Origin of the sequence: Paraburkholderia sp. SG-MS1, assembly GCF_012275575.1 — a bacterium.
Lineage (GTDB): Bacteria > Pseudomonadota > Gammaproteobacteria > Burkholderiales > Burkholderiaceae > Paraburkholderia.
This window is the reverse complement of sequence record NZ_NPIH01000239.1, coordinates 19,888-40,356: the sequence shown is the minus strand read 5'-3', so window position 1 is coordinate 40,356 and position 20,469 is coordinate 19,888. Positions and strand designations below refer to the sequence as shown.

General features: G+C 63.0%; 15 protein-coding genes and 1 pseudogene. 10 read left to right on the top strand and 6 right to left on the bottom strand.

Translation table 11 applies throughout. The features are described 5' to 3' along the window. Window positions 1-121 precede the first annotated feature (121 nt). On the bottom strand, window positions 122-1,453 hold the full coding sequence (locus CIC12_RS23235) for an MFS transporter (RefSeq protein ID WP_168667359.1): 1,332 nt from the start codon (window positions 1,451-1,453) through the stop codon (window positions 122-124). 548 nt (window positions 1,454-2,001) lie between these two features. Here CIC12_RS23235 and CIC12_RS23230 point away from each other — a divergent pair. From CIC12_RS23230 to CIC12_RS23220, 3 genes are all read left to right on the top strand, one after another. Beyond that, window positions 2,002-2,712, top strand: a complete 711-nt coding sequence (locus CIC12_RS23230) for a FadR/GntR family transcriptional regulator (RefSeq protein ID WP_168667357.1) — start codon at window positions 2,002-2,004, stop codon at window positions 2,710-2,712. A 414-nt stretch (window positions 2,713-3,126) separates the two neighbouring features. After that, on the top strand, window positions 3,127-4,629 hold the full coding sequence (locus tag CIC12_RS23225) for a DASS family sodium-coupled anion symporter (protein WP_168667355.1): 1,503 nt from the start codon (window positions 3,127-3,129) through the stop codon (window positions 4,627-4,629). Between the two features lie 429 nt (window positions 4,630-5,058). Then, the gene (locus CIC12_RS23220) at window positions 5,059-5,289 is read left to right on the top strand and encodes a hypothetical protein (RefSeq protein ID WP_168667352.1); all 231 of its coding nucleotides are present in this window, start codon (window positions 5,059-5,061) and stop codon (window positions 5,287-5,289) included. Window positions 5,290-5,401: 112 nt separating this feature from the next. On the opposite strand, the gene CIC12_RS23215 is transcribed toward CIC12_RS23220, so the two are convergent. After that, entirely contained in the window at window positions 5,402-7,630 is a 2,229-nt protein-coding gene (locus tag CIC12_RS23215; protein ID WP_168667350.1) for an NADP-dependent isocitrate dehydrogenase, read from the bottom strand. A gap of 412 nt (window positions 7,631-8,042) precedes the next feature. Between CIC12_RS23215 and CIC12_RS23210 the strand changes: the two genes are divergently transcribed. Then, window positions 8,043-10,217 carry a TonB-dependent siderophore receptor gene (locus tag CIC12_RS23210; protein ID WP_168667348.1) on the top strand — a complete coding sequence of 725 codons (2,175 nt, stop codon included), beginning with the start codon at window positions 8,043-8,045 and terminating at the stop codon, window positions 10,215-10,217. Here the strand turns inward: CIC12_RS23210 and CIC12_RS23205 are convergent. Continuing rightward, window positions 10,214-11,152 carry a LysR substrate-binding domain-containing protein gene (locus CIC12_RS23205; RefSeq protein WP_168667346.1) on the bottom strand — a complete coding sequence of 313 codons (939 nt, stop codon included), beginning with the start codon at window positions 11,150-11,152 and terminating at the stop codon, window positions 10,214-10,216. The two genes, CIC12_RS23210 and CIC12_RS23205, sit on opposite strands and share 4 nt — an antisense overlap. A gap of 132 nt (window positions 11,153-11,284) precedes the next feature. Here CIC12_RS23205 and CIC12_RS23200 point away from each other — a divergent pair, with 132 nt between their 5' ends. Further along, complete coding sequence (locus tag CIC12_RS23200) at window positions 11,285-12,991, top strand: MFS transporter (protein WP_168667344.1); 1,707 nt, start codon at window positions 11,285-11,287, stop codon at window positions 12,989-12,991. A 166-nt stretch (window positions 12,992-13,157) separates the two neighbouring features. Here CIC12_RS23200 and CIC12_RS23195 read toward each other — a convergent pair. After that, window positions 13,158-13,430: pseudogene (locus CIC12_RS23195) on the bottom strand (sigma factor-like helix-turn-helix DNA-binding protein); the annotation flags it as partial. 196 nt (window positions 13,431-13,626) lie between these two features. Between CIC12_RS23195 and CIC12_RS23190 the strand changes: the two are divergent. Together CIC12_RS23190 and CIC12_RS23185 are read left to right on the top strand one after the other, a co-directional pair. Continuing rightward, entirely contained in the window at window positions 13,627-13,935 is a 309-nt protein-coding gene (locus CIC12_RS23190; protein ID WP_168667342.1) for a putative quinol monooxygenase, read from the top strand. Continuing rightward, window positions 13,935-15,095 (top strand): iron-containing alcohol dehydrogenase, encoded by a 1,161-nt coding sequence (locus CIC12_RS23185; protein ID WP_168667436.1) that lies wholly within the window; start codon window positions 13,935-13,937, stop codon window positions 15,093-15,095. The genes CIC12_RS23190 and CIC12_RS23185 overlap by 1 nt, the downstream gene beginning before the upstream one ends. A gap of 314 nt (window positions 15,096-15,409) precedes the next feature. Here the strand turns inward: CIC12_RS23185 and CIC12_RS23180 are convergent, their stop codons facing one another. Beyond that, window positions 15,410-16,801 (bottom strand): sensor histidine kinase, encoded by a 1,392-nt coding sequence (locus CIC12_RS23180; RefSeq protein WP_168667340.1) that lies wholly within the window; start codon window positions 16,799-16,801, stop codon window positions 15,410-15,412. Next, the gene (locus tag CIC12_RS23175; RefSeq protein WP_168667338.1) at window positions 16,791-17,468 is read right to left on the bottom strand and encodes a response regulator; all 678 of its coding nucleotides are present in this window, start codon (window positions 17,466-17,468) and stop codon (window positions 16,791-16,793) included. The genes CIC12_RS23180 and CIC12_RS23175 overlap by 11 nt, the downstream gene beginning before the upstream one ends. A 260-nt stretch (window positions 17,469-17,728) precedes the next feature. Here CIC12_RS23175 and CIC12_RS23170 point away from each other — a divergent pair, with 260 nt between their 5' ends. Genes CIC12_RS23170 through CIC12_RS23160 form a run of 3 tightly spaced genes read left to right on the top strand, consistent with a single transcriptional unit; the run spans window position 17,729 to window position 20,463 of the window. Beyond that, on the top strand, window positions 17,729-18,748 hold the full coding sequence (locus CIC12_RS23170) for an ABC transporter substrate-binding protein (protein WP_168667336.1): 1,020 nt from the start codon (window positions 17,729-17,731) through the stop codon (window positions 18,746-18,748). 40 nt (window positions 18,749-18,788) lie between these two features. After that, a complete protein-coding gene (locus tag CIC12_RS23165) occupies window positions 18,789-19,583 on the top strand; it encodes an ABC transporter ATP-binding protein (protein ID WP_168667334.1) in 795 nt (264 codons plus the stop codon). Between the two features lie 16 nt (window positions 19,584-19,599). Next, on the top strand, window positions 19,600-20,463 hold the full coding sequence (locus tag CIC12_RS23160; RefSeq protein ID WP_121323625.1) for an ABC transporter permease: 864 nt from the start codon (window positions 19,600-19,602) through the stop codon (window positions 20,461-20,463). Window positions 20,464-20,469: the final 6 nt, after the last annotated feature.

The following is a 20,469-nucleotide window of genomic DNA, read 5'->3' as shown; positions in this document are numbered from 1 at the left end:
ATAAAGCCGGCGGGTGGAAATCATCGCGACTCGAGGTCGCGTTCGACACCGATACCGGATGGAAAATAAAAACCGTCTGACAAGCCCGTGAGTCGTCGTTCGTGATGGAAAATAGTGAACGTCAGTGTACTTCGCTGCGCAACGCCTCCGACAGCTCGCGGTGAGCGCCGCGGCGATCGCGCGTGAGGAAGCCGGCCGCCGCCGCGATCAGCGAGGCTACACCCAGCGCATACACGCCGCCCGTGATCGAGCCGGTGTGCTGCTGCAGATAGCCAAATGTGGCCGGCGCGAAGAAGCCGCCGAGGTTGCCCACCGAATTGATCAGCGCGATCACGCCGGCGGCCACGCGGGCGTCCAGATAGCCCTGCGGAATTGGCCAGAACAGTGAAGACGCCGCCTTGAAACCGATCGCCGAAAAACAGATCGCCACGAACGAGAGCACCGGATTGCCCGAGGTCGACGCAAACAGGCCGCACGCCGCGATGACGAGCGCCACCGCGAGCCACGCCTGCTGGAAGCGCCATTTCGCCGACAGCACCGCGAAGCAGTACATCGCGGCCATTGCGATCAGCCACGGAATCGCGTTGAGCATGCCGACCTGGAAATCGGTCAGGCCACCCATCTTGCGGATGATCGTCGGCAGCCAGAACGTGGCCGCGTAAATGGTCAACTGGATCGCGAAGTAGAGGAAGCAGAACAGCAGGATCTGCGGGTCCTTCAACAGCTTTATTGTTGGCAGATGCGCGCCGCCTTGCGCTTCGCGTTCGGCCTGCTCCGCCACGATCGAGCGTTCGAGCACGCTCTGCTCTTCCCGGGTGAGCCACGTCGCGTCGCGGATATGCGACTTCAACAACATCCAGCTGACGCCGCATAGCATGATCGAAAAGCCACCTTCGATAAGGAACATCCACTGCCAGCCTTGCAGCCCGAAGCCGCGAATGGACAGCAGGCTGCCCGTGACCGGACCGGACAACACCGACGCGAGCGCCGAGCCGGACAGGAAAACCGCCACGGCCTTGCCGCGCTCTTTCTGCGGCAGCCATTGCGTGAAGTAATACACCACGCCCGGAAAGAAGCCCGCTTCGGCCACACCGAGCAGGAAGCGCAGCACGTAGAACGAGGTGTCGTTCCACACGAACGCCATGGCCCCCGCGACCAGCCCCCACGTACCCATGATGCGGGTCAGCCACGCGCGCGCGCCGTACTTCTGCATCAGCACGTTGGACGGCACTTCGAACAGCGCATAGCCGATGAAGAACAACCCGCTGCCGAGCCCGTACGCCGCCGCGCCGATGCCCAGGTCCGTCTGCATGTGCGAATTGACGAAGCCGATGTTCACGCGATCGATGTAGTTCGCGATGGACATGATCAGAAAGAGCGGCAGCACGTGTCGCTTGACCTTTGAGACCGCGGAATCCAGTGGGTTGACTGCGGTGGCGAGGGTTGATGACAAGGGTGTCTCCAGGATCGGCCACGCGCAGGCGGCCCGCTCGAACGTAATGCGGTGCACATTCGAGCACAGAAAACCATTTCGTCACGCGTGATGTGTTGTCTGATGACAGTCTACCTTGCCACTTACAGATTCGGATTGAGTGTTTACCCTGTTGTCAATCTAGACAACGGATCAAGACGCTGAAATGGCACCGTACGGCCATCTCAAGGTGATAATTTTAATTGAACTAGGACGTCTGATGACATAACGGCGCGGCCAGCTTAATGGCAATCGACACTTACTGGCCCAACTGATAAAAACATGGGGCAGAAAGTCCATGAAAGCGCGCCGACCCGTGAAGCGCCACTGGCCAATAGCCAACGCCGAGGGCGCCGGGCGGGCGAGAATCGAGTAAAGTCCTGTGCGATACTTTGCACGAAGTCCAGCCACGGCGTCGCCCCGATGCCGGCCGGCTCCATGATGATGGCCGCTCGGTCCGAACCGTCCGACGCCGTCACTCGCTCCCGCGAGCGTCCGCATTCCAGCCGATTAGCCAATAACCCACAAACATGAGCAGCCTGACTGAGAAGGTGGTGGCCACCCTTTCCGATGAAATTCGTCGCGGCACCCTGAGGCCGGGAGACCGCATTCCCACCGAAGTCGCGATGATGAAGCAGCTCTCCGTGAGCCGCTCCGTGGTGCGCGAAGCCATCTCCCGCCTGCAGGCGGCCAAGGTGGTCGAGACGCGTCACGGCATCGGCACATTCGTGCTCGCGCCCGCCGCCGAAAAGCCGGTGCAACTGCCCGCCGCCGATCTGTCGAGCATGCTCGACGTGATGGCGATCATCGAATTCCGCATCGACGTCGAGGCTGCTTCGGCCGCGCTCGCCGCCGCGAGGCGCACTGAGCAGAATCTCAAGCAGATCCGCGCGGCGCTTGAGCGCTTCGAGTCCGAACTCGAAAGAGGCAGCACGGATACGCTGGCGCACGACATCGAGTTCCATCTGCAGATCGCGCGCGCCAGCGGCAATCGCTATTTCTTCGACGTGCTCAGCCAGCTCGGCCGCGCGGTGAGCCCGCGCACGCGGCTCGGTTCCGCCGAAATCGCGGAACTCGACCATATCGAGCATCTGCGCAACGTGCTCGGCGAACACCAATTGATTTATCGCGCGATCGAGCGGCAGGACGCGGACGACGCGCGTGCGGCAATGCGCATGCATTTGAGCAATAGCCGCGAACGGCTGCGGCGTGCGCATGAGTCGAGTAAAGCGGGCGGATGAGGTCCTTTCCCGCTCGAATCGATGGACGAGGTTGAGCGCCGGGCACTGATGAGGCGCGTGTCGCGCGGCGCTCGCTCGACCCTCCATGACGGCCTCAAAAACGGGAAGCTACGCCGCGCACTTCCCGACGACTCGCTAAGACCGGCCGATATCCCGACCCCATGACGCGAAGCTGAACGCATCGCGCTCGTCTTCGTGACTCCATGAACACGATCATGCGCATCGGATTCACGGAAAGCCACGCCTGCGTCAGCGCATGGAACTCGATTGACCCCCAGACGAATTCAGTGATTCAATCACCGGGCACGCACGGACTGCCGCCGCGACATCGACGACGCCGGCTTTGAATCAGCAATGCCCCCGCTTGAAACGAAGGATAAAGGCAAGCAGCATGCCATCTTAGGAGCGACAAGCATGAGCGTATCGACACCCGAGGCTCCGTCCGCACCAGGTTCCGCTCCGGCCAAACGTGGTGTGCCAATCGGTTTGATCGCGAGCGTCGTCGCGATGATCGTCGTTCTGATGTTGCCGTTGCCCGACACGCTGCCGCCGGCCGGGCACCGCATGCTCGCCATTCTCGCGTTCGCCGTGGTCGTCTGGCTGACCGAAGCCGTCTCATACGAAGCGAGCGCGATCATCATCACGTCGCTGATCGCGTTTCTCATCGGCACCGCGCCGACCATCAAAGACCCGAGCGTGACGTACGGCACGTCGGCGGGAATCAGCATGGGACTCGCCGGATTTTCGAATTCGGCGCTCGCGCTCGTGACCGGCGCACTATTCATCTCCGCGGCGATGACCATCACGGGACTCGACAAGCGCATTGCGCTCGTGACGTTGTCGCTGATCGGCACCACCACGCGGCGCATTCTGATGGGCTCGATCGCCGTGACGATCGTTCTTTCGCTGGTGGTGCCGAGCGCCACCGCGCGCAGCGCCTGCGTCGTGCCGATCATGGTCGGCGTGATTTCGGCGTTCGGCGTGGACAAACGCTCCAATATTGCGGCCGGCATCATGATCGTGGTCGCCCAGGCCACCAGCATCTGGAACGTCGGCATCCTGACGGCGGCTGCGCAGAATCTGCTGACGGTCGGCTTCATGGACAAGATGCTCGGCGCACGGGTCACGTGGCTCGAGTGGCTGATCGCCGGCACGCCATGGGCCATCATCATGTCGGCCGCGCTGCTGATCATCGTGCTGAAGATGTTGCCGCCCGAGACCGACAGCATCGCCGGCGGCAAGGAAGCGGTCGCGCGCTCGCTGCGCGAACTCGGTCCGATGACGGGGCCGCAAAAGCGCCTGCTCGGCGTCGCCGTCGGCCTGCTGCTCTTCTGGGCGACCGAAGGCAAGCTGCACCCGTTCGTTACCACCTCCGTCACCTATGTGGGCCTCGTGATCCTGATGCTGCCGCGGGTCGGCGTGATGGACTGGAAGACGGTGCAGAGCCGCATTCCGTGGGGGACGGTGATTGTCTTCGGGGTCGGCATCAGTCTCGGCACGGCCTTGCTGACGACCACTGCAGGCCAGTGGCTCGGCGACCTCGTCGCGCATCACACCGGCCTCGACCAGGCGAGCACGTTCACCGCGTTTGCGATTCTCTCCGCGTTCCTGATCGTCATTCACCTGGGGTTCGCCAGCGCGACCGCGTTGACCTCCGCGATGCTGCCGATACTGATCGCCGTGCTGCAATCGATGCACGGCGACTTCAGCCGGCTCGGCATGACGATGCTGCTCGGCTACGTGGTCAGCTTCGGTTTCGTGCTGCCGATCAACGCACCGCAAAACATGGTGTGCCTCGCCACCGACACGTTCAACGCGCGCCAGTTCGCGCGCGTCGGCATCGTGCTGACGATCTTCGGATATCTGCTGCTTCTGCTGTTCGCCGCGACGTGGTGGAAGTGGCTCGGGTGGTTGTGAGGGGTCTGGCGATGCTTCGTGAGAGCGGAGCCCGCGCGGCGGGTGCAAGGGCGGCGCGCCCCTTCCAGCACGCCCAACCGTTCAGGAAGACGCCAATCTCCGCGAATTTCACGATACGGAACGATGCGTTGCTTCGTAAAAAATCGTGGTGCGTGGCACAAATCGGCCATTTCGCAATGTCGCCCCACGTTGCACATCGCAAAATAAAACGCATAACACCTTATTTTTAAAAGATATTTTTTGATAGATAGAACTGTCGAGCCCCCACTTGCGATGCGGTTCACTGACGTAGACTCTTTTACAAGAGCAGCGGCTTCAGGCAGTCGAGTTTGGATGGGTCAGAAAAGACGCAGTCTACCCAGTAGTCAAATCGACGCATGAAGCCACTCAGGCACCGCGATTTTTTAATTGGCAATTGGGAGACAAAAAATGAAAGGCTTTCGCTTTAGTTCGACCCAAGGAGCGTTCTATATTCTGCCGGGCCATGATGGCTGGGAGGCCACCTACGGCAACGATACGCTCGGTGAATTTTCCACCCCGCAACAGGCTGCCGACGACCTCGCGCGCGGCCTGACCTGCCCGCATCTGTCCGAGAGCGACGACACGTCGACGCTTGAAATTCCAGAGAAACTGGCTGATTGGGAAATCGTTCACGTGTGAGGTGCGCATGACCGCTGGTCACGTGGATGTAGAAACGGCGATGGCGCTCGTGAGCGCCATCGCCGTCTTTACAGCTTACTTCGCTGCTTTCGTGGGTACTTCAGTCGATGCTTCAGGCCAGCGAGTCCACGATCTGGTTCAGCGTCGCGCTCGGGCGCATAGCCTGACTCGTCAGTTCGGCATTCGGACGGTAGTAACCGCCGATGTTCACCGGCTTGCCCTGCGCCGCACCCAGTTCTTCGACGATCTTCGCTTCGTTATCGGCCATCGCCTTCGCGACACCGGCGAACTGCGCCTGCAGCGCCGCGTCTTCGGTTTGCGCGGCCAGTGCTTCGGCCCAGTACATCGCGAGGTAGAAGTGGCTGCCGCGGTTGTCGATACCACCAACCTTGCGCGCCGGCGACTTGTCGTTGTCCAGGAACTTGCCGGTAGCCTGATCCAGCGTCTTGGCCAGAACCTGCGCCTTCGGGTTGTGATACGCATTGCTCAGGTGTTCGAGCGACGCGGCCAACGCCAGGAATTCACCGAGCGAGTCCCAACGCAGGAAGCCTTCTTCGACCAGTTGCTGAACGTGCTTCGGCGCCGAACCGCCCGCGCCGGTTTCGAACAGGCCGCCGCCTTCCATCAGCGGGACGATCGACAGCATCTTCGCGCTGGTGCCCAGTTCCATGATCGGGAACAGGTCGGTCAGGTAGTCGCGCAGCACGTTGCCAGTAACCGAGATCGTGTCCTTGCCCGCGCGGATACGCTCGACCGAGAACTTCGTCGCTTCGACCGGCGTCATCACGCGGATGTCGAGACCGCTGGTGTCGTGGTCCTTCAGGTACTGCTCGACCTTCTTGATGATCTGCGCGTCGTGGGCGCGAGCCGCGTCCAGCCAGAACACGGCCGGCGTGTTGGTCGCGCGGGCGCGGTTGACCGCCAGCTTGACCCAGTCCTGCACCGGCGCGTCCTTCGTCTGGCACATGCGCCAGATGTCACCCGCTTCCACCGGCTGCTCGATCAGCACCGTGCCGGCTGCGTCGGTCACGCGCACCACGCCGTTCGCCGGGATCTGGAACGTCTTGTCGTGTGAGCCGTATTCTTCGGCGGCTTGCGCCATCAGGCCGACGTTGGGCACCGTGCCCATCGTGACCGGATCGAAGGCGCCGTGCTTCTTGCAGTCTTCGATGACCGCCTGATACACGTCCGCGTAGCAGCGGTCCGGAATCACGGCCTTGGCGTCGTGCAGCGCGCCGTCCGCGCCCCACATCTTGCCCGACTCGCGAATCATCGCCGGCATCGATGCGTCGACGATCACGTCGCTCGGCACGTGCAAGCTGGTGATGCCCTTGTCCGAATTGACCATGGCCAGTTGCGGGCGCTGTTCGTATTGGGCCTTGATGTCGGCTTCGATCGCCGCAACCGTTTCAGCCGGCAGGTCCTTCAGGCGCGCGTACAGGTCGCCGATACCGTTATTCGGGTTGAAGCCGACCTTCGCGAGCGCGTCGGCATGCTTGGCCAGCACGTCCTTATAGAACACCGATACCACGTGACCGAAGATGATCGGGTCCGAGACCTTCATCATCGTCGCCTTCAGGTGCACCGAGAACAGCACGCCCTTGGTCTTCGCGTCGGCGATTTCCGCTTCGATGAAGCTGCGCAGCGCGTTCTTGCTCAGTACCGACGCGTCGATGATCTCGCCCGCCTGTACGGCCGTCTTTTCCTTCAGGACCGTCTTCGTGCCGTCGGCGGCCGTCAGTTCGATCTTCACGGCGCCGGCTGCCGCGATCAGCGCCGACTTTTCGCTACCGTAGAAATCGCCGCCGCTCATGTGCGCGACATGCGACTTCGAGTCCGCGCTCCACGCACCCATCTTGTGCGGGTGCTTGCGTGCGTAGTTCTTCACCGATAGCGGCGCGCGACGGTCCGAATTGCCTTCGCGCAGCACCGGGTTGACCGCGCTGCCCTTGATCTTGTCGTAGCGAGCCTTGACGTCTTTTTCTGCGTCGGTCGTGGCGACATCCGGATAGGCCGGCAGCTTGTAGCCCTGATCGCGCAATTCCGTGATCGCGGCCTTCAGTTGCGGCACCGACGCGCTGATGTTCGGCAGCTTGATGATGTTCGCTTCCGGACGCGTGGTGAGTCCACCGAGTTCCGCCAGATCGTCGGAACCCTTCTGTTCCGCGGTCAGGTAATCCGGAAATGCAGCAATGATCCGGCCGGCGAGCGAGATGTCGCGCGTTTCAACGATCACGTCGGACGAGCGCGTGAACGCCTTGACGATCGGCAGCAGCGAGTAAGTCGCCAGAGCAGGCGCTTCGTCGGTCAGGGTATAGATGATCTTCGGCGGTGTGGACATGTTCGATGCTTTGCTAGGTGAAGTGATAGACAGAGCGTTGGGTAGCGCTGAGCCAGCGAGGTTGCGACGAAGCAGCAAAAACGCAGCGCAACCCACGGCACTACTTTTTACGGCCCGACCGTGAGTATATGCGCGTTTTCCTGTATTCGCTGCTAAACAAACAGGTCCGGAAACCACCCTCAACAGGGCCGATCCCCGCCAGATAAGGCTTTGTGATCAATGGGCGCTGTCTTGAGACAGATGTCTTATACATGACTCGACGTCCCACACATTTGTAAATAAGAACTAGATGCATTAACATTCATGCGTTTTGAAGGTTTGGAACATCTGTTTAACAACCACTCGCTCGAACCCGCGCCGCCGCGCCCAACTCTGGTGCGCGGCGGCGTCACCCTGCCTAACTCGAACAAACATGCAGAAATCCTTTATCGCCGGCCGTCCGGCGTTTGCGCGCGCTGCGCGCCGATCCCCTTCGCTGTTGAGCGCGGGGCTTCTGGTCAGTGTGGGCGTGTCGCTTTCCACGCTGCCATCGTCGGGATGGGCGCAGGCCGCGGCTAGCGATGCGGCCGCCACGCTTCCTGCCGTGAGCGTATCGGCAGCGAAAGACACGACCGTGGCGCAGGCTGATACCGTCAGCGCCGGCGCGCTGGGTTCGCGCAAGCAGGTGGATACGCCGTTCTCGACGCGGGTCGTGACGAGCGAGGATGCGCAGGATCTGTTCGCGACGACCGCCAACGACCTGTTCAAGTACGACCCGGCCGTGACCGTCAGCAGTGAAAACTCGGTTAGTGAAAACTCGATGTTCAACGTGCGCGGCATGCCGATCGACACGCTGAACAGCATCAAGGTCGACGGCCAGACCTTCCCGTCGTGGGACACCGACCTGTCGCTCGAACCGTTCGAGCAGGTCGAACTGCTCAAGGGCCTGTCCGGCTTCATGTACGGCTTCGGCTCGCCCGGCGGCATCGTCAACTACGTGCTGAAGCGCCCCACCGACGACCCGTACCGCAGCTTCACGCTCGGCTACAAGTCGTCCAGCGTGTTCACCCAGGCGGTGGACCTGGGCGGACGCTTCGGCAACGACAACCGCTTCGGCTACCGCCTCAACCTCGCCAACGAATACGGCAACACCGCCGAGGAGAACGGGCACGTAAGCCGCCAGGTCGCGTCGCTCGCGTTCGACTTCCGCATTACGCCAGACCTCGTGCTGAGCGCCGACGCGTTCTACCAGAAACGCAAAGCCGAAGGTACGCTCTTCGGCCTGATGTTCGCGGGGGGCATTCCCGACGCGAGCAAAGTCAGCGGCACGCTCACGCAGCCGCAGAATTACTACATGACCGAGATGGCCTCGTTCGGCACGGGCCTCGACTACCGCCTCTCCGACAACTGGCACGCGAGCGTCAAGTACCGCTTCGCCAAGGAGAACCGCACCAACTCGGACAGCTTCCTGTACGTGTCCGACGACGCGGGCAACTACTCCAACACGCTCTATGCGGCGATGACGCGCTACTTCTACCAGAACGTCGACGCGATGGTGCAGGGCACATTCAACACCGGCTTCATCAAGCACGACGTGGTGCTCGGCGCGGGCTACCAGACGCAAACCAGCGAGTACAGCAATAGCGTCGGCTGGAACGAAGGCTACTTCCTCGGCAACGGCAATCTGTACAGCACCACGCTGCTGACCAACGACGAAGTCAGCATCGGCTCGGACCTCTATCGTGAGCAGCGCACCACGCAGGCTGCCGTGTATGCGAGCGACACGCTGCAGTTCACCTCGCGACTGTCCGCGCTGCTCGGTGTGCGTTACACGCAATACCGCCAGAACGTGTACGACCCGAGCGGCGCGGTCACGTCGCAGTACAGCGCGAACCCGGTCACGCCGACTTTCGCGCTGATGTTCAAGACCGATCCGTATTCGACGGTGTACGCGAGCTACGTCGAGTCGCTGGAACAGGGTGGCGCCGCGTCGAACCTCAACGTCAACTATCCGGCAACTTTCGGCCCGCTGCGCAGCAAGCAGTATGAGGTGGGCTTCAAGTCCGACCACAGCAAGTGGGGCGCCAACCTTGCGCTGTTCCGTGTCGATCAGGGCTACAACTACACGAACACCGCAAACATCTTCGTGCAGGACGGCACCAAGCGTTACACCGGCATCGACGCGAGCGGCTGGCTCGCGCTGACCAGCGAATGGCGCGTGATGGGCGGGGTAATGTGGCTCGACACGAAGGCCGTCGACATCGACGATCCGGCCATCGAGGGCAAGCGCATTTATGGCGCGCCGCGCTTTACCGTGACAGGCCGTGTCGAATACAACCCGGCGTATCTGCGTCCGTTGACGCTCGCGTTCGGCGGCAAGTACGTGGGCAACCAGGCGGTCGACGCGGCCAACACGCAGTTCGTGCCGGCCTACACCACGTTCGATCTGAGCGGCAGGTACGAGGCGAAGATTGCCGGCAAGGACGTCACGTTCCGCGCGGGCATCAATAACCTGTTCAATCGCCGCTACTGGACCACCGCCTGGGGCTATTACGTCTCGCCGTCACCGACTCGCACCGCTGTAGCGAGCGCTACTTTGCAATTCTAACTATTGCGCGACCGGGGGCCGGCTCGCCCGGGCGCCCCGATCATCGCGGGTATCTCCGCGACCAGCGCATCGATCGCGCAGCGCGTCTTCAGCGCCAGATAGCGGCTCTTCGGCCACACCGCGTGGATCTCCTGCGAAGGGCGGAAACAGTTCTCCATCACGGTCACGAGCTCGCCGCCTGGCTCGTAGCGCGCCAGCAGCCAACTCGGCAGCCAGGCCAGACCGAATCCGGCGAGTGCGGCATCGAGAATGCCCTGCATGTCGTCGAAACCGAGTTGCGGCTCGACTTGCGCGCGGCGGATCTGCCCGTCGGCGTCGACCACGTCCCAAGGTTGCGCGACACCTGCGCGCAAATACGCGATCGTCGCGTGCCCGCGCAGTTCATCGACGTTGCGCGGCGTACCGGCCCGTGCCAGATACGCAGGCGCCGCGCCGATGCTCGCGTGCTGCATGCCGAGCTTGCGCGCGGCGAGACTCGTACTGTCGGCGAGCGGCCCCACCCGCACCACGAGATCGAAGCCCTCCTCCACCACATCGACGAAGCGGTCGCTGATCGATATGTCGATCTTCAATTGCGGATGCTTGCGCGCGAGTCGAAGCAGCACCGGCGCCACGCAATAGTGGCCGAATGCTTGCGGCACGCTCACGCGCAGCCGCCCTTTCGGCTCCCGCCGCCCGGAATCCAGATCGGCCTCCGCGGCTTCGAGCTCGGCTAGCGCGCGTACGCAGCGGTCGTAATAGGCCTGGCCGTCCTCGGTGAGACGCTGGCTACGCGTCGTGCGATTGATGACACGCACGCCGAGCCGCTTTTCGAGCCGCACGATCACCTTGCCGACCGCCGAGCGCGTGAGGTTCAGGCGCTCGGCCGCCAGCGCAAAGCTACCGGTTTCGACGACACGCACAAACGTTGTCACACCATCAAGGATGTCGCTCATACCTTCACCTGATTGGTTCCACCACGGACACATTTCCGGGATTTTCGTGAGCCGATGGGGACATAGATTCCCTCTATATTACCTATTCCTTGACGGCCGAGCCCATCGCCAAACGAACCCCGGAGAAGATTCATGTCCAGTCATCCGCATGCGCCGCCACGGCGCGACGAACGTGAAAAGCCTGAAGTAACCGTACCTGATTCGCAAAGCGCGCCAACCGGCGCAAGCGAGGCCACCCCCACCCCACCACGCGCGGCACTCTTGCGCAAGAACACGCTGGCGCTCGGCGCCGTCTGCCTCGCGTCGCTGATGTTCGGTCTGGAAATCTCCAGCGTGCCGGTGATCCTGCCCACGCTCGAGCACGTGCTGCACGGCGATTTCAAAGGCATGCAGTGGATCATGAACGCCTACACGCTCGCGGTGACCACCGTGCTGATGGCGACCGGCACCCTCGCGGACCGCTTCGGGCGCCGCAGGATTTTCGTCGCCGGCATTGCGCTATTCGGCATCACGTCGTTGCTTTGCGGCTTCGCGCAGAGCGTGCCGATGCTGATCGCCGCGCGCCTGTTGCAGGGCGCGAGCGGAGGCGCGATGCTGATCTGCCAGGTCGCCGTGCTCTCGCACCAGTTCAGCGACGGCCCCGAGCGCGCCCGCGCATTCAGCGCGTGGGGCATTATCTTCGGCATCGGGCTGGGTTTCGGGCCGATCATCGGCGGGACGATCGTCGCGCTATCGAGCTGGCAGTGGGTCTTCTGGGTGCACGCGCTGCTTGCCGTCGTCACGTTGATGCTGGTTTTCGGCGGCGTACAGGAATCGCGCGATCCGCATGCGCATACGCTCGATGTCGCCGGCACCGTCACCCTTTCGCTGGCGGTTTTCGGCCTCGTGTACTTCATCACCCAAGTCCCGGCGCTGGGTTTCACGAATCCGCGCGCGCTCTTCATCATCACCGCGACCGTGCTCGCCTTCGTGGCCTTTTTCTATGCGGAGAAACTGAGCCCACGGCCGATGTTCGATTTTTCGGTCTTCAGGATTCCGCAGTTTTCGGGCGCGCTGATGGGTTCCGCGGGCATGAACTTCAGCTTCTGGCCGTTCATGATCTACCTGCCGATTTATTTCCAGATCGGCCTCGGCTACGACAGCGTGAGCGCGGGCCTCGCGCTGCTCGCGTACACGTTGCCGACGCTGCTGTTCCCGCCGCTCGGCGAACGGCTCGCGCTGCGCTACGGTTCGGGCATCGCGATACCCGTTGGCCTGTTGACGATCGGCCTCGGCTTCATGCTGATGAGATTCGGCAGCGGCGCCGCGTATCCGGGCGTGTCGAGCATGCTGCCCGGCTGCGTGATTGCAGGCGCGGGCCTCGGCCTCACCAACACGCCCGTCACCAATACGACGACCGCCGCGGTGCCCTCGCAGCGCGCGGGCATGGCATCCGGCATCGACATGAGCGCGCGGATGATCACGCTCGCCATCAATATTGCGTTGATGGGGGCGATCCTGGTCGGCGGGATTTTCTATCATCTGAAGACGAAGCTGCCGGCCACGCTCGACATCGCGGAACTCGGCCGGCTGGCGGAGAAAGTGGCGGCAGGCGATGTCGATGCGATCCGCGCGGGCGTCCCGGCGCTCACGCGCATCGATCCGTCCGGCGGCATCGTGCATGCTGCGCTGATGCGGGGGTTCGGCTGGGTGCTGCTTTACGGCGGAATCGGCGTGTGGGTGCTCGCGGCTCTGAGCTTCGTGATCTCGGGTAGCGCTTCGCGGAGGCTGACTAAAGTGTCCGCCTCCAAACAGACCTCGCCCGCGACACGGCAGAGCGCTCGCTGCGAGTCGTGCTGAACCGCCGATGCCTGGCAGGCCGCGGACGAGACGTGAGCGGCGCTCTTGACAGCCGGCGGAGTGGCGCAGTGGTGAAGCAGTAGTATGCTGGTCACTAGCGGCTCGGCCAACAATCGCACTCGCGCGATGCGAGGGAGATGCTCGCCTGCAGGTCGGGCGACAGCGGGGCATCGCGCACGAGGCAATGCACCTGCGACTGCGAAACGTCGAGCGCGCGCGCCGTGCTTTGCAGCGTTTCCTCACGTATCCGCACCATTTCAAACGCGGCGCGGTTGCGCGGCGGCAATTGTTCAAGCGGGTGATACACGTGACGCAGCGTGTCGCGCACGAGGAGCGCCGCTTCGGGCGAAGGCTCCGGCGACGGCACAAGCAGCGCGTCGTCCGCGTCGTCGTGATAGGTGTCTTCCTGGCTCTGGCGGCGAGTGACGTCGATCGAGCGTGCGGGCAAAGCAGTCTTAATCTGGTACAACTGATGTCGTGTCGATGCTCGCCGCGGTCCGCGCAGACCTTCACCGCGATCGGCACGTCAGGGCTTTCTTCCCAAAAGGCCGGCGTTCGCGAGCGACGACAGCGAATGATGAAATCCCGCTTCCGAACATGGAAACGTTGACATACCCGTCTTGATGGAGTGATCGATGGCCGATGTTTACCTGCAGGTGATCGCGCATTACTTTGCCAAACCCGGCAACGGCGACGCACTGGTGAAGCCCCTCACGGAGCTTGCCGCGGCAACCCGCGCCGAACCTGCCAACCTGTATTACGAATTCTTCCGCTCGCCGCTCGATCCCGATCACTTCGTGATCATGGAGCAGTACAGCCACGCCGATGGCCTCGCCGTGCATCGCGAGACCGAGCACTTTCAGCGCATCGGCGTCGGCATCATCATTCCCATGCTCGAGCGACGCGAAGTGTCGAGCCATCCGGTATCCGGAGACACAGCATGATGAACGCATGCAAATTTCAAACGGTGCCAACGCTGGTCGTGGAGTTCGGCGCCGCGCGTCGCCTCGGCGCGCTGCTGCGTGCGCAATTTCCGGCGCTCACGCGTTTGTGTGTCGTCACCGATGGGTTCCTGCATACGAGCGGCCTCCTGAATCCCGCGCTCGCCGATCTCGCGGCGCACGGCTGGAGCGCCACCGCGATCGACGACGTGATCGCCGATCCGCCGGAACACATCGTGCTCGAAGCAACGGCGCGCGCGCGGCAGGCCGACGCGGAAATCGTGCTGGGGCTCGGCGGCGGATCGTCGATGGACGTTGCCAAGCTGATCGCCGTGCTCGCGCCGCAGCAGGAGCAGGCGCTCGGCGAGATGTATGGCGTGAACAAGGTGAGCGTCGCGCGCTTGCCGCTCGTGCAGATGCCGACCACTGCGGGCACCGGCTCCGAAGTGACGGCCGTGTCGATCGTGACGGTCGGTGAAGCGAAGAAGATGGGCGTGGTCGCGCCGCAACTGATCGCCGATCTCGCGATTCTCGATGCGGAGCTCACGCTCGGCCTGCCGGTGGCCACGACCGCGGCAACCGGCATCGACGCGATGGTTCATGCGATCGAGGCATACACGTCCGCGCATCTGAAGAATCCCGTTTCCGACATGCTCGCGGTGAAGGCGCTCGAGCTGCTGTCGCGCAACCTCTTGCGCGCCTGCGAGAACGGCCAGAACCGCGACGCGCGCGAAGCGATGCTGCTCGGCGCGACCTTCGCGGGGCAGGCGTTCGCCAATGCGCCGGTGGCGGCGGTGCATGCGCTCGCGTATCCGATCGGTGGCATCTATCACGTGCCGCACGGCCTTTCGAACGCGCTCGTGTTGCCGCACGTGTTGCGCTTCAACGCCGAGGCGGCGGCTCATCTGTACGCGGAACTCGCGGACGTGATCGTGCCGCAGGCATCGGGCAGCGACGCGAGCAAGACTCAGGCGCTGATTGAACAGCTCGAACATATGATCGCTGCGACCGCGATTCCGGCGCGACTTCGCGATGTCGGGATTGCACGCGACGGGCTCGAACGGATGGCAAGCGATGCGATGTTGCAGACGCGGTTACTGGTGAACAATCCACGCCCGGTTAGCGAGAGCGATGCCTTGGGGATTTATGTCGCGGCATTTTGAGGGTGGGTTCGGAGGGAGGTGGGGACGGAGACGAATGCGCCTGGCGGCTGTGGGCTAGCGGCGAGTTAGCCGGCGATCCGCGCGCGAGCGCCGGTCTCGCGAGCCGTGCGATGCGGCCGTCGAGCATCGCGCGAGTCGGTTTGCGGCTTGCCGTGGCCGGCTCCGACGCAGTGATCGCGAGATTCACAACATGTCATCTGCGGTACATGACGTGAAGCAAACGGGCGTGCTGGGTCAGGTGAATGAACTCGTTGCCGCCAGTAGCGCCGAGCTGCCGAGCAGTCGATTCAGACCGCCGCTTTGCTTCGGATACCCTATCGATCACGAAGCGCCAGGGCAGCGCGCGGGAACGACACGCTGATGTGCACACCCCTGCCGCCGACACCCGGCTTGAGCGCGATCTCGCCGTGGTGCGTATCGGCAATTTCGCGCACGATAGCGAGACCCAGGCCGGTGCCCTCGGTATCGGCCGACGCCCGGAAGAAAGGTTCGAACACGCGGCCGCGCGACTCGGCCGGAATGCCGGGACCATCGTCGAGCACACTCACGGTGACCGTATCGGCGTTGGCGCTAACGGCAACCGTGACGTGGCCGCCGCTGCCGGTATAGCGAATCGCGTTCTCCGCGAGATTCGCGATCAGCGCCTGCAGCAGACCCCGGTGCCCGCTCACCGGTGCGGCGCCCTTCAGCTCGGCGCCCAGATCGATCTCTCGTGCCTGCGCGAGCAGGGCGAGATCCTCCACGACTTCCATGGCAAGCGGCACCAGGTCCACGGTTTCCGTCGCGAGCTGCGTGTTGTCGGTGGCTTCGGCCTGTGCCAGCAACAACAGCTTGTTGGTTAGCGCCACCATCGAACGATTGCTCCGATGCATCGCGGCGAGCGCTTCGTCGAGCGCGGAATGAATGCCGTCCTGCTGCCGCGCGAACTGCAACTGCGTGCCAAGCAGCGTGAGCGGCGTGCGCAACTGATGCGCGGCGTCGGCGATGAAGCGTCGTTGCGCCGCCACCTGTACACCGAGCCGCGCGATGCATTGATTGATCGCTTCGACGATCGGGCGCAACTCGGTGTGCAGCCGTTCGACGCGAATCGGTTCGAGCTGCATCGGATCGCGGTCGGTGACATCCTCTTTGACTTTCATCAGCGGCCGCAATTCGAACGTCAGCCCGATGCACACCAGCGCCACCGCGAGCGCGATCATCGCGACCTGCCGCACCAGTTGCGGCTGCCACAATTGCTGAGCCATGGCGTCGCGAGAACGCACGGTTTTGCCCACCGTGACCCGCACGCGGCGCGTCGCGCCATTGTCGTACATGTAACGCACGAGCCCGACCGCACGCACCGGCTGGCCTCGCAGCTCGGTGTCGTAATGGTCGGGCGTGTCGGCCGCCTGCAGCGGGCGCGGCGGGAAATCCGGCGTGCCGGCGAGCAGCCGCCCATCGTCGACACGCACGCTGTAGAACACCTGATCGCGATACGGCGACACGAATACTTCAAGCGCGGCGGGCGGAACGTCGACGCGCAGAAAGCCATCTACCCACTCCACTTCACCGGCGATCATGCGCGCCGACGAAATCAGCTGATTGTCCTGCACGAGATCCGCCGTGCGCCGCGCATTATCGTATTCGGCTTTGCCCGTGACGAACACATATAACGCGAGCGGCACCAGCAGCCACCACAACAGGCGCACCCGCAGGCTATTGGTCATCGTCTTTCTTGCGCAGCAGATAGCCGAGCCCGCGCAGCGTGACGATCGCCGCCGAGCTGCCGTCGAGTTTCTTGCGCAAACGTGAGATGTAGATTTCGACCGCGTCCTCGCTCGGTTCGTCGGCGAGCGTGAAGATCGCGTCGACCAGGGCGGGCTTCGTCACAGTTTTTCCGAGGCGCAGGATCAACGCTTCGAGTACCGAGCGCTCGCGCGGCGTGACGTTCAGCGGTGCGCCCTTCAGCATGAACTGGCGCGTGTCGATGTCGAAGGCCAGATCGCCGCACACCACCTCGCTCGCCTTCGACGGCGACTGACGGCGGATCGCCACCTTGATGCGTGCAATCAGCTCGCGTACTTCAAATGGTTTGACGAGATAATCGTCCGCGCCAGCGCCAAGCAGTTCCACTTTTTCGTCGATCGAACCGCTCGCGGTCAGGATCAGCACCGGCGTCGCGTCGCCGCGCTGGCGCAAGCGGCGCAGCACGTTCTTGCCCGAGAGCTTCGGCAGATTCAGGTCGAGCAGGATCACGTCGTAATGATTGGTGCGCAGTAGCTGGTCGGCCGCGTCGCCGTCCTGCACGGCGTCGAGCGCGAACGCCTCCTGCTCCAGCATTTTCGCGAGCCAGTGCGCGAGCGTCGGATTGTCTTCGATGAGCAGCAGCTTCATGGCAGGGACGGCAAAAGTCAGGCCGTCGATTGTGCCGTAAAACAAAGGCTTTGCGCGTGCCCCGTTTGATCCGCCGCACACGGAACGTGCGCTCGCGGCCGGAGCGCAGCGGGGTTTACACGCAGTACGGGGTTAACACTCATGCTTTGTCGAAACCTCAGAAAGCTAGCAGAAGGTTTCAGATTTCTATAATCGCCGTCATTCATCCAGAAAGCGCCGCCTGCCCTACCCGCGGCGACCAAACCTAAGGAGACTGCTTCATGCGTACCTTGCGCCAGATTGCCGCTGTGTCAGGTGTTGCGTTCACCCTCGCCGCCGCTTCGGCTGCCGCACACGCCGAAAAACTCACGATCATGGTCGGTGGCGCCACCAAGATCATCTATCTGCCGGCCAGGCTCACCGAACAGCTCGGCTATTTCAAGGACGAGGGTCTCGACGTCGAGATCCTCTCGCAACCGGCGGGCGTCGACGCGGAAAACGAACTGCTGGCGGGCGCGGTGCAAGGCGTGGTCGGCTTTTACGATCACACGATCGATCTGCAAAGCAAGGGCAAGGAAGTTCAGGCGCTGGTGATCTTTGGCCAGGTGCCGGGCGAAGTGGAAATGGTGTCGACCAAGGCGGCCGGCACATTCAAAAGCATGGCCGACGCGAAGGGCAAGACCCTCGGCGTGACCGGCCTGGGCTCGTCGACGAGTTTCCTCACGCAATACCTCGCGCAACGCGCGGGTGTGCCGTCCACGCAATACACGCTGCTGCCGGTCGGCGCGGACAACAGCTTCATCGCGGCCATCAAGCAAAGCCGTATCGACGCCGGCATGACGACCGAGCCGACCGTTTCGCAACTTCTGAAGACCGGCGACGCCAAGGTGCTGGTCGATATGCGCACGCTGGAAGGCACGCGCGCCGCGCTCGGCGGCACGTATCCGGCTTCGAGCTTCTACGTGCAACGCGCCTGGGCCGAGTCGCACAAGGACGAGGCGGCGAAACTCTCGCACGCTTTCGCCAGAACATTGAACTTCATTTCGACGCACAGCGCCGAGGAGATCGCCGCGAAGATGCCGAAGGACTACTACGGCAACAACAAGGACCTGTACGTCGGCGCGCTGAAAGCATCGCTGCCGATGTTTACGAAGGACGGCAAGATGCCCGCCGACGGCCCGGATACCGTGCTGAAGGTGCTGTCCGCGTTCAATCCTTCCGTGAAGGGTAAGCACATCGATCTCGCCAGGACCTACAGCAACGACTACCTGTCGGCGCCGGTCAAGACCGCGACGAAGTAAGGCTTTTTTCAACATCACGAGCACTGCGAGGCACCAGCCGATGAATCAACCTATGTCACGCGATACGCCAGCGATCGAGATGCGCAACGTGTCGTGCCGTTTCATTTCGCCGGATGGCAAGGCGACGGTCGCGCTGCGCGACTTCAGCATGTCGGTGGCGCGCGGCGAATTCGTCGCGGTGGTCGGCCCGACGGGTTGCGGCAAGTCCACCACGCTCAGCATGATTACCGGCTTGCTGAAGCCTACCACCGGCGAAGTGCGCGTGATGGGCGCGCCCGTGGACGGCATCGATCCGCGCATCGGCTTCGTGTTCCAGGCCGACGCCGTATTCCCGTGGCGCACGGTGCTCGACAACGTGGCCGCCGGTCCGCTGTATCGCGGCCGCTCGAAGTCCGCCGCGTACGAGGAAGCCAACGAATGGTTGCGCCGCGTCGGCCTCGACAAGTTCGGCAAGCACTATCCGCATCAACTGTCGGGCGGCATGCGCAAGCGCGTCGCGCTCGCGCAGACCTTCATCAACAAGCCTGAAATCCTGTTGATGGACGAGCCCTTCTCGGCGCTCGACATGCAAACGCGCACCTTGATGCAGGACGAACTGCTGCAATTGTGGGGCGGTGCCGGATCGGTGGTGTTCGTCACGCACGATCTGGAAGAAGCGATTGCGCTCGCCGACCGCGTGTTCGTGCTGACCGCGCGCCCCGCGACGCTGAAGAAGGTGTACGAAATCGATTTGCCGCGTCCGCGCGTCACCTCGGAGGTTCGCTACGACCCGCGTTTCATCGAAATCTCGCGCGACATCTGGCACGACCTGCGCGAAGAAGTGCAGATCGGATAATCAAGGAACGGCAAACATGTCTACTACCCCTCAACAGATGATGCCCTCGGGCATCGACGCCGCGTCGCTCGCGCATGTCGAACGCGTCGCGCAAAAACGCATCCGGCAACGTCATGCGCTCGTGATCACGCTGCGCGTGCTCGTGCTGGTGGTCGTGCTCGGCGGGTGGGAACTGTCCGCGCGCCTGAAGTGGATCGACCCGTTCTTCTTCTCGATGCCGACCGCCATTTTCGATCAGATCGTCGACTGGTTCGTGAACGGCACGTCGCAAGGCCCGTTGCTCACCCAGGTGTGGGTCACGCTCGAAGAAACCGGGCTTGGGTTCATCATCGGCTCGGTGGCGGGCATCTTCTGCGGCATCGTGCTCGGCCGCAACAAGCTGCTCTCCGATGTGTTCAGCCTCTACATCAAGATTGCGAACTCGATTCCGCGGGTGGTGCTCGGCTCGGTGTTCGTGATCGCGTTGGGCCTCGGGATGGCGTCGAAGGTGGCGCTCGCGGTGGTGATGGTGTTCTTCGTCGTGTTCGCCAATGCGTTCCAGGGCGTGCGTGAAGCCGACCGTTACATGATCGCGAATGCGCAGATTCTCGGCGCGTCGCGCCGCCAGGTGACGACGTCGGTGGTGATTCCGTCGGCGCTGAGCTGGATTCTCGCCAGCTTGCACGTGAGCTTCGGCTTTGCGCTGGTCGGCGCGGTGGTCGGAGAGTTTCTCGGGTCGAAGCAGGGGATTGGCCTGTTGATCTCCACGGCGCAAGGTGCATTCAATGCGAGCGGCGTGTTCGCGGCAATGATCGTGCTGGCGGTGGTCGCGCTGGCGGCTGACTATCTGTTGACCGCAATCGAGCAGCGTCTGCTGAAATGGCGTCCCGCTGCGGTTTGAGCAAAA

Coding starts and splice junctions, on each gene's coding strand:
- CIC12_RS23225 (WP_168667355.1), top strand. CDS start 3,127: ATGAGCGTATCGACACCCGAGGCTCCGTCCGCACCAGGTTCCGCTCCG.
- CIC12_RS23165 (WP_168667334.1), top strand. CDS start 18,789: ATGAATCAACCTATGTCACGCGATACGCCAGCGATCGAGATGCGCAAC.
- CIC12_RS23215 (WP_168667350.1), bottom strand. CDS start 7,630: ATGTCCACACCGCCGAAGATCATCTATACCCTGACCGACGAAGCGCCT.
- CIC12_RS23210 (WP_168667348.1), top strand. CDS start 8,043: ATGCAGAAATCCTTTATCGCCGGCCGTCCGGCGTTTGCGCGCGCTGCG.
- CIC12_RS23180 (WP_168667340.1), bottom strand. CDS start 16,801: ATGACCAATAGCCTGCGGGTGCGCCTGTTGTGGTGGCTGCTGGTGCCG.
- CIC12_RS23230 (WP_168667357.1), top strand. CDS start 2,002: ATGAGCAGCCTGACTGAGAAGGTGGTGGCCACCCTTTCCGATGAAATT.
- CIC12_RS23175 (WP_168667338.1), bottom strand. CDS start 17,468: ATGAAGCTGCTGCTCATCGAAGACAATCCGACGCTCGCGCACTGGCTC.
- CIC12_RS23170 (WP_168667336.1), top strand. CDS start 17,729: ATGCGTACCTTGCGCCAGATTGCCGCTGTGTCAGGTGTTGCGTTCACC.
- CIC12_RS23200 (WP_168667344.1), top strand. CDS start 11,285: ATGTCCAGTCATCCGCATGCGCCGCCACGGCGCGACGAACGTGAAAAG.
- CIC12_RS23220 (WP_168667352.1), top strand. CDS start 5,059: ATGAAAGGCTTTCGCTTTAGTTCGACCCAAGGAGCGTTCTATATTCTG.
- CIC12_RS23190 (WP_168667342.1), top strand. CDS start 13,627: ATGGCCGATGTTTACCTGCAGGTGATCGCGCATTACTTTGCCAAACCC.
- CIC12_RS23185 (WP_168667436.1), top strand. CDS start 13,935: ATGAACGCATGCAAATTTCAAACGGTGCCAACGCTGGTCGTGGAGTTC.
- CIC12_RS23160 (WP_121323625.1), top strand. CDS start 19,600: ATGTCTACTACCCCTCAACAGATGATGCCCTCGGGCATCGACGCCGCG.
- CIC12_RS23205 (WP_168667346.1), bottom strand. CDS start 11,152: ATGAGCGACATCCTTGATGGTGTGACAACGTTTGTGCGTGTCGTCGAA.